6 protein-coding genes and 1 riboswitch are annotated in these 7,850 nt (G+C 64.0%); of the genes, 4 read left to right on the top strand and 2 right to left on the bottom strand.

Going from position 1 to position 7,850, the window contains the following annotated elements:
- Together Q0M35_RS15715 and cobO are read right to left on the bottom strand one after the other, a co-directional pair.
- Positions 1–1,372: cobyric acid synthase (locus tag Q0M35_RS15715; protein WP_295316970.1), on the bottom strand; the 1,372-nt coding region annotated here is incomplete at its 3' end.
- A gap of 11 nt (positions 1,373–1,383) precedes the next feature.
- Positions 1,384–1,995 (bottom strand): cob(I)yrinic acid a,c-diamide adenosyltransferase, encoded by a 612-nt coding sequence (gene cobO, locus Q0M35_RS15710; protein ID WP_295316967.1) that lies wholly within the window; start codon positions 1,993–1,995, stop codon positions 1,384–1,386.
- Between the two features lie 38 nt (positions 1,996–2,033).
- A riboswitch (cobalamin riboswitch) is annotated at positions 2,034–2,243 on the top strand.
- A 91-nt stretch (positions 2,244–2,334) separates the two neighbouring features.
- On the opposite strand from cobO, the gene Q0M35_RS15705 reads away from it, so the two are divergent.
- The 4 genes from Q0M35_RS15705 to Q0M35_RS15690 form a co-directional block, all read left to right on the top strand.
- Positions 2,335–2,703, top strand: coding sequence for a DUF1636 domain-containing protein (locus Q0M35_RS15705; RefSeq protein WP_295316965.1), 369 nt, complete (start codon positions 2,335–2,337; stop codon positions 2,701–2,703).
- A complete protein-coding gene (gene cobW, locus Q0M35_RS15700; protein ID WP_295316964.1) occupies positions 2,703–3,761 on the top strand; it encodes a cobalamin biosynthesis protein CobW in 1,059 nt (352 codons plus the stop codon). The genes Q0M35_RS15705 and cobW overlap by 1 nt, the downstream gene beginning before the upstream one ends.
- Positions 3,762–3,767: 6 nt before the next feature.
- Complete coding sequence (gene cobN, locus Q0M35_RS15695; protein ID WP_295316963.1) at positions 3,768–7,073, top strand: cobaltochelatase subunit CobN; 3,306 nt, start codon at positions 3,768–3,770, stop codon at positions 7,071–7,073.
- Positions 7,070–7,850: cobalamin biosynthesis protein CobG (locus Q0M35_RS15690; protein WP_295316962.1), on the top strand; the 781-nt coding region annotated here is incomplete at its 3' end. The genes cobN and Q0M35_RS15690, both read left to right, overlap by 4 nt.

Genomic DNA, 7,850 nt, shown 5'->3' with positions numbered 1-7,850 from the left:
CGTCGAGCGTCTGTTCAACACCCGCCGCATAGGAAAAATCTGTGCCGGTGATCCCCTGGAAGTTCAGAAAGGCCCGCCGGAAGGCATCGTCCGAGAACATGCCGTGCAGATAGCTGCCGGCAACGCGCCCGTCTGCGCAAACAGCCCCCTCCGGGGTGCCGCCCACACGGGCGAAAGGGCGCGCGCGATCCGGCCCCTGAGAGCGTCCGATATGGATCTCATACCCTGAAAACTCCGTGCCCGTTCCTTCATGTGTGGCCCGCACTGCGGTGAGGCTTTTGTCACCGGTCATCACCGTTTCAATGTCCAGCAACCCAAGGCCCGGGGTGCTGCCAGCGGCGCCTTCGATGCCCTCGGGGTCCGAGATCACACGGCCAAGCATCTGATACCCTCCGCAGATCCCGAGTATCCGCCCGCCCCGGCGGTAATGCGCAAAGATATCCGTGTCCCAGCCCTGGGCCCGCAGAAAGGCAAGATCTCCGCGCGTGGATTTGCTGCCGGGGATGATCACCAGATCCGTATCAGCCGGCAGCGCCTCTCCCGGGCTGAGCATGCTGACCCGCAGTGCCGGATCCTGTTGCAGCGGGTCCAGATCGTCGAAATTGGCGATCCGCGACAAGCGCAGGCAAACGATATGCGCCCCCGCACCCGAGGGGGCGCGGACGATGTCGAGTGCATCTTCGGCAGGCAGTCGCCAGGCTCCGGCAAACCACGGCAGCACGCCGAACCCGGGCCAGCCTGTGTGGTTTTCGATCAGCCGGTAGCCTTCATCAAAGAGTGCAGGATCGCCGCGGAACTTATTGATTATAAATCCCTTAATCAAACTCTCGTCGTCAGGGCTGATTACGGCCTGCGTTCCGGCGATCTGCGCAATTACACCGCCCCGGTCGATATCTCCGCAGAGCACAACCGGCACGCCGGCAGCTTCGGCAAAGCCCATATTGGCGATGTCGCCGGCACGCAGGTTCACCTCTGCGGGACTTCCTGCACCTTCAACCAGCACCAGATCATAGCGCGCGCGCAACCGGTTAAAGCTTTCCAGCACCGGGGCCATCAGATCAGGTTTCAGGGCGGCGTATTCGCGGGCTTTCACGGTCGTCAGGCGCTTGCCCTGCACAACCACCTGCGAGCCCGTGTCGGTTTCCGGTTTCAGCAGGACAGGATTCATATCCGTATGCGGTGCAAGCCCGCAGGCCAGCGCCTGCAGCGCCTGAGCGCGCCCGATTTCACCCCCGTCCGTGGTCACCGCGGCGTTGTTTGACATGTTCTGTGGCTTAAAAGGCGCCACCGACAGACCGCGCCGTCGCGCCGCACGGCACAGCCCCGCCACCAGCATGGACTTTCCGACATTCGAGCCGGTGCCCTGGAGCATCAGGACAGGGCTCAGAGTTCGACGCCCTTTTGCGCTTTGACGCCGTCCCGGAAGGGGTGTTTTATCAGCGTCATTTCGGTCACCAGATCGGCCGCTTCGATAAGTTCGGGCTTTGCGTTGCGCCCGGTCAGACAGACATGTGTCATGCGTGGCTTATCATGCAGCAGGAAATCGACCACTTCGTCGATGTCAAGGTAATCATAGCGCAGGGCGATGTTGATCTCATCAAGCATGACGAACTGAATCTCCGGATCAAGGATCTGTTCTTTGGCGATGGTCCAGCCGTTCTGCGCGGCCGCTATATCCCGCTCGCGGTCCTGTGTCTCCCAGGTAAACCCTTCGCCTGATACGAAAAAGCGGCACTCATCCGCGTGGCGCTCGCGCAGAAAGGTTTTCTCGCCAGTTTCCCAGTTGCCCTTGATAAACTGCACCACCGCGCAGGGCATCCCGTGGGCGATGCAGCGCATGATCATCCCGAAGCCCGAGGAGGATTTGCCCTTGCCCGGACCGGTGTGCACCATGATCAGACCTTTTTCCTCGGTCCTGGTCTGCATCATCTTATCGCGCGCCGCTTTGATTTTGCGCATTTTATCTGCGTGGCGGGCGTTTACGTCTTCGCTCATGGGACGCGTCCTTTGCTTGACAAGGTTCGGGGATTCGGCGCAACTGCCGAAACGCTGGTGCCTGTGTAAACAGGTGAAAAGGGAATGTGCAGCCGTCTTTTTGCCGGTTAATCACAGCCGCCCCCGCGACCGTAAACGGAAAGGTGTTCAGCGCCACTGGCCCCAGGGCCGGGAAGGGTGACCACCGAAGGTGCCACAGGTACCGTGATCCGCCAGCCGGGAGACCTGCCCGCGTAAAGACGACTTGACCGGACGGGGTGTTCCGGTGTCGGGGTGTGCTCTGCCAAAGGGTCTTCCTCGCCACCCGTGTTCCGTTCCCTGACTGCGAGGGGCAGAGGAATGAACGAGATGACCGAAATGCTGGTCTGCATCAAATGCAGGCGCGGGCGCGAGGTGCCGGAGACGGAAACGCGCCCCGGCCAGTACCTTTTTGACCGGCTGAGCACCATGGATGCGCCCGAAGGTGTGCGCATTCGCCCGGTCGAATGTCTGCAGAACTGCGATTTTGGCTGCACAGTGGCTCTGCGGGGCGGAAACCGCTGGACCTATGTGTTCGCAAACGTCGATGAGATGTCGCACCCGGAGATGATCCTCGATGGTGCGGCCCGCTATCATGCCACGGCCGACGGGCTGATCCCGTGGCGTGAGCGTCCTGAACACTTCAAACGAAACTGCGTGGCGCGTATCCCGCCAATGGAGACTGAATAATGGCTGATCTGGCAAAACTCCCCGTGACCGTGATCACAGGCTTTCTGGGCTCGGGTAAAACCACTCTGATCCGGCAGCTTATGCAGAACCCCGGCGGCAAACGCCTGGCCATCGTTGTAAATGAGTTTGGTGACGTCGGTGTGGATGGCGAAATCCTCAAAAGTTGCGCAATCCCCGACTGCCCGGCGGAAAACATCATGGAGCTGGCCAATGGCTGTATCTGCTGCACCGTGGCAGATGATTTCATCCCGACCATCGAGGCGCTGATGGCGCTGGACCCACGCCCGGATCACATTCTGATCGAAACATCCGGCCTGGCGCTGCCAAAACCATTGCTCAAGGCGTTCGACTGGCCGGATATCCGCTCAAAGATCACGGTGGACGGTGTCGTTGCTCTGGCTGATGCAGAAGCCGTGGCAGCAGGCCGGTTTGCCCCGAATGTGGCCGCTGTCGACGCGCAGCGCCTGGCCGATGAGAGCATCGATCATGAGACCCCGCTTTCGGAAGTGTTTGAGGACCAGATCTCTTGTGCGGATATCATCCTGCTGACGAAGCCAGATCTGGCCGGACCGGAAGGTGTCGCAAAAGCGCGTGCGGTGATCGCCGCCGAAGCACCGCGTCCGCTGCCCGTGGTCGAAGTTGCCGAAGGCATGGTCGATCCGCGCATCATTCTCGGGCTGGAAGCCGCAGCGGAAGACGACATGGACGCGCGGCCTTCGCATCACGACGGCCCGCATGACCATGATCACGAGGATTTTGAGTCAATTGTCGTGGATATTCCGGAGATCGCCGACCCTGCCGATCTTGTCCAGGCAATTGAGAAACTCGCCCGTGAAAACAACATCCTGCGCATCAAAGGGTATGCGGCGGTTGCGGGTAAACCGATGCGGCTGCTGGTGCAGGCCGTGGGCGCGCGGGTGCGGCACCAGTATGACCGTCCCTGGGCGCCGGATGAGGAGCGCGCGGGCCGTCTGGTTGTCATCGCAGAGCATGACGATATCAACTCGGATGTGATCCGCGCCGCACTTGATGTGCGCCGGACGGAGGCCGCTGAGTAACCTGCTATGCATGTCGTTTTCCGCGAAAGCCACGGGCTGGAAGAGACCGAGACGCCGATGGATCCGGGGCAGGACCCTGCCGATCTGGTAGTGCTGTCGCTCTCTGATTCCGACCTTGGCGCTTTCGCGGAGGCCTGGCACACCGGCGGCGGTCCGGAGGGGCGTCTTCCCACGCTGCGTCTTGCCAGCATCGTGGCACTGAAGCACCCGCTGTCGGTCGATACCTATGTCGAAAAGACGCTGTCGGGCGCAAAGGGTATTCTCATCCGGCTCATTGGCGGCGTGCCCTACTGGCCTTACGGGTTGCAGCAGATCCGGGCGCTGGCCGAGCGAAACGGCATTGCCCTGGCGGTGATCCCAGGCGATGGCCGGCCCGACGAACGTCTTGATGCCTTCTCGACCCTGCCGGTGTCGACGCTGCGCCGGCTGGAACATCTGTGCAGTACCGGCGGGTCGGTTGCGGCACAGGCCGCTCTGGCACAGCTGGCTTTGGCTGCCGGGCTTTATGCGGGCCCGGTAAAGGGACGCAAAGGCCTGCCACCGGTCGGTGCCTGGACGCCTGAGGCCGGAGCCTGTTGCCCGGTTCTCGCGATGTCGGAACCCACGGCACTCGCCGGAAAACCGCGCGTGCTTGTGGTGTTCTACCGCTCCTACCTCGTGGCTGCTGATCTGGCGCCTCTGCATGCTCTTTTTGCGGTTTTCCGGGCGCGGGGCTGCGATGTGACAGCGCTTTTTGCGCCGACGCTGAAGGCGCCGGAGATTGCAGGCTGGCTGCGCCGGCAGACAGCTTATCTGCGCCCGGCAGCTATCGTTAACGCGACAGCCTTTTCCGGCAAAGGCAACGATGGTACCTCGCCGCTCGACGCCGCCGGCGTGCCGGTCTTTCAGGTGGCGCTGGCCACGAATACAGAAAAGATGTGGCGCGAGGCAGAACGCGGCCTCTCACCCGCTGATCTGGCCATGCATGTGGTGCTGCCGGAGGTGGACGGGCGCATTTTCGCAGGGGTCGCCTCCTTCAAACAACCCGGCCAGCGTGACCCGGACCTGCAGTATTCCCGCTTTGCTCATAAGGCCTTGCGCGACCGCGTTGAAGCCGCTGCAGACCGCGTAACCGGATGGATGCGCCTTGCTGCGATGCCCGAAGCCGCCCGCCGCCTTGCCGTCGTGCTCTCGACCTATCCCGGCAAGGACTGGAACATGGGTCATGCCGTGGGCCTTGATGCGCCGGCCTCTGCTCTGGCTATTCTCGATGACCTGCACCGCGCGGGCTATGATACGCCGTGTCCGGACGAGCCCCTGAACGAAGCGCTGCTGGACCGCGCCACCCGCTGGCCTCTTGATGACTACAAAGAGGCCCTCGCGCGCCTGCCTGAGACACTGCGCGACGATCTGGCGACGGCCTGGGGCGCACCGGAAGAGGACCCGGACTGCGACGGCGCGGCATTTCACTTTGCGGCCCTCGCGCGCGGCAATGTCACGATCGCGCTGCAGCCGGAACGTGGCACGCCGGAGGCACGCAACGATACCTACCACGATCTGGCCCGGACGCCGCGCCACGCCTATGTCGCCTTTTATCTCTGGCTTCAGTCGCGGGCGGATGCGCTGGTGCATGTGGGCGCCCACGGCACGCTGGAATGGCTCCCCGGTAAATCCGTCGCCCTCTCTGCGGCCTGCTGGCCCGAGGCTCTGACCGGTGCCATGCCCGTTATCTACCCCTTCATCGTCAACGATCCCGGTGAGGCCGCCCAGGCCAAGCGGCGCATCGGGGCGGTCACACTGGGGCATATTCCGCCGCCTCTGCGGGACAGCGGCACGCCTGAGCGCCTCGCACGTCTGGAGGCGCTGCTCGATGAGTTCTCCAATGCTGACGGGCTCGACCCGCGGCGCCGCGACCGGCTTCAGGGTGATATCCGCGACGAAGCGCAGGTGCAGGGCGTGGAGCAGGATCTCGGGCTGGACCGGGCCACCTGCAGTGCCGAGGCAATCACCCGCATTGACCGATTTGTCTGCGATATCAAGGAAAGCCAGTTCGGCGAGGGGCTGCACATCTGGGGCCGTGCGCCCCGGGGTGAAGCGCCGGCAGAAACCGCGGGCTCGCCAGCCGCCGAACGGCAATCATTGCTTGATGCTCTGGCAGGCCGGAGGATACCTCCGGGGCCGTCCGGCTCACCGTACCGCGGTCGTCGCGATGTGCTGCCCACCGGGCGCAATCTCTTTACGACCGATCCCCGCGCTGTACCTACGCGCGCGGCATATGCCCAGGGCGTGCGGCTCGCCGACGAGCTGATCCGCCGTCACCTGCAGGAAGAAGGCGACTGGCCGCAGGGCCTGATCGTCGATCTCTGGGGCTCGGCCACCATGCGCACAGCGGGCGAAGAGTTTGCCATGGCGCTGCACCTTCTGGGCTGCAGGCCGGTCTGGGATGCCGGTTCGGAGCGCGTGTCAGGTATCGAAGTTCTGCCTGTCACCGAGCTTGAACGTCCGCGGGTAGACGTCACGCTACGTGTCTCAGGGCTGTTCCGCGATGTGTTTCCAACCTTGTCGGCGCTCTTCGGGCAGGCCGTGCGGGCGCTGGCGGCGCGCGATGAAGCACCTGACTGGAACCCCTATGCGGGCCGCGCAGATCTCGCGCGGGTCTACGGCCCGGCGCCGGGCCAGTTCGGGCTGGGCATGGGAGACGCGGTCGGTCAGTACACCGAAACCGCCCGGCAACGTGCCGGAGAGGCCTGGCTGCGCGCCAGCTCCTGGGCGCTGGATGGTGACGTCGCGCGGGAAGACAACGAGGGTATCCGCGCCCGTGTCGGGGCCGCCGACAGCTTTGTGCACCTGCAGGATCTGCCGGAGACCGACCTGCTGCTGGCGGGCGATTACGCGACCCATGAGGCGGGATTTGCTGCAGCGCAGAGCGTTGCCGGCGGGCAGGCCACCCTTTATCATCTGGACAATACCGACCCTGCGCGCCCCCGGGCCCGGGGCCTTACCGAGGAAATCGCCCGCGTGGTCCAGGCCCGCGCAACCCATCCGGCATGGATCGCCGGCATGAAAAACCACGGCTTCCGCGGGGCTGCAGAAATCGCCTCCACCCTCGATCATATGGCCTCTTTTGCGCATCTGGCCGCTGCCGTTCCGGCGCATCTCTTTGACCTTTACCACGACGCCACTCTGGGCGATCCGGCCACCGATGCCTTTCTGCGCGATGCGAACCCGGGAGCCCATGCGGCCATGCAGGCGCGGTTTGCGGCTTTGCTGGAGGCCGGCTTGTGGCAGACCCGGCGAAACTCGGTGCTGGCCGAAACGGGAGCGGCAGAATGACCGCTGCCCCCCGAATTAAAGGCTGGTGTCCCGGCGCGTGGCAGCCCATGGCCTCGGGCGACGGGCTGGTTGTGCGCGTACGCCCCGTTCTCGCCGAGCTTTCCACAGCCCAGGTGCTGGGGTTGTGCGATCTTGCTGACCGCTATGGCAACGGTTTTATCGATCTTACAAACCGGGCGAACCTGCAAATCCGCGGCGTGTCCCGGGAGGGCCATGAGGATCTGCTTCGGGATCTGCACGATATCGGGCTGCTGGATGCCGACCCTGCATCTGAACGCAGGCGCAACCTGCTTGTGAGCCCGTTCTGGCAGGAGGAGGATGCGACCGGTCAGCTGGCCCGGGCGGTCCTGTCGCGACTGAGTGACCTGCCTTACCTGCCGGCTAAGGTGGGGATCGCTGTGGATGCGGGTGCAGCACCTGTTCTGACAAAGTACCCGGCCGATTTCCGCTTTGAGACAGGCGGCGACGGGCTCATCCTGCGCGCGGACGGCATGGACCGCGGCCTTCGGGTGACACCGGAAAACGCCGTAGATGCGCTGATCGGGATGGCGCGGTGGTTCTGTGCGCATCAGACACCGGATCTGCGCCGGATGGCCCCTCTTTGCGCCGCGCATGAAATGCCCGACGCCTGGTGTGAGGTTCCGGCAACGCCGCCAGCAGTGCCTGCACAGGTCGGCACCGTCGCGCAGGGCACTCTTGCCGGCGTCGCCTTCGGACAGATCCGCGCGCGCGATCTCAGAGACAACCTGACCGCCTGTGGCATCAGCACTGTGCGCG

The sequence above is a fragment of the Roseobacter sp. genome (assembly GCF_024639605.1).
Lineage (GTDB): Bacteria > Pseudomonadota > Alphaproteobacteria > Rhodobacterales > Rhodobacteraceae > Roseobacter.
The sequence above is the reverse complement of the archived record's forward strand: the minus strand, read 5'-3'. Positions and strand labels throughout refer to the sequence as shown.

Bases quoted from the DNA above. Each gene is read 5' to 3' on its own strand.
- cobN (WP_295316963.1), top strand. From the start codon at position 3,768: ATGCATGTCGTTTTCCGCGAAAGCCACGGGCTGGAAGAGACCGAGACG.
- cobW (WP_295316964.1), top strand. From the start codon at position 2,703: ATGGCTGATCTGGCAAAACTCCCCGTGACCGTGATCACAGGCTTTCTG.
- Q0M35_RS15705 (WP_295316965.1), top strand. From the start codon at position 2,335: ATGAACGAGATGACCGAAATGCTGGTCTGCATCAAATGCAGGCGCGGG.
- cobO (WP_295316967.1), bottom strand. From the start codon at position 1,995: ATGAGCGAAGACGTAAACGCCCGCCACGCAGATAAAATGCGCAAAATC.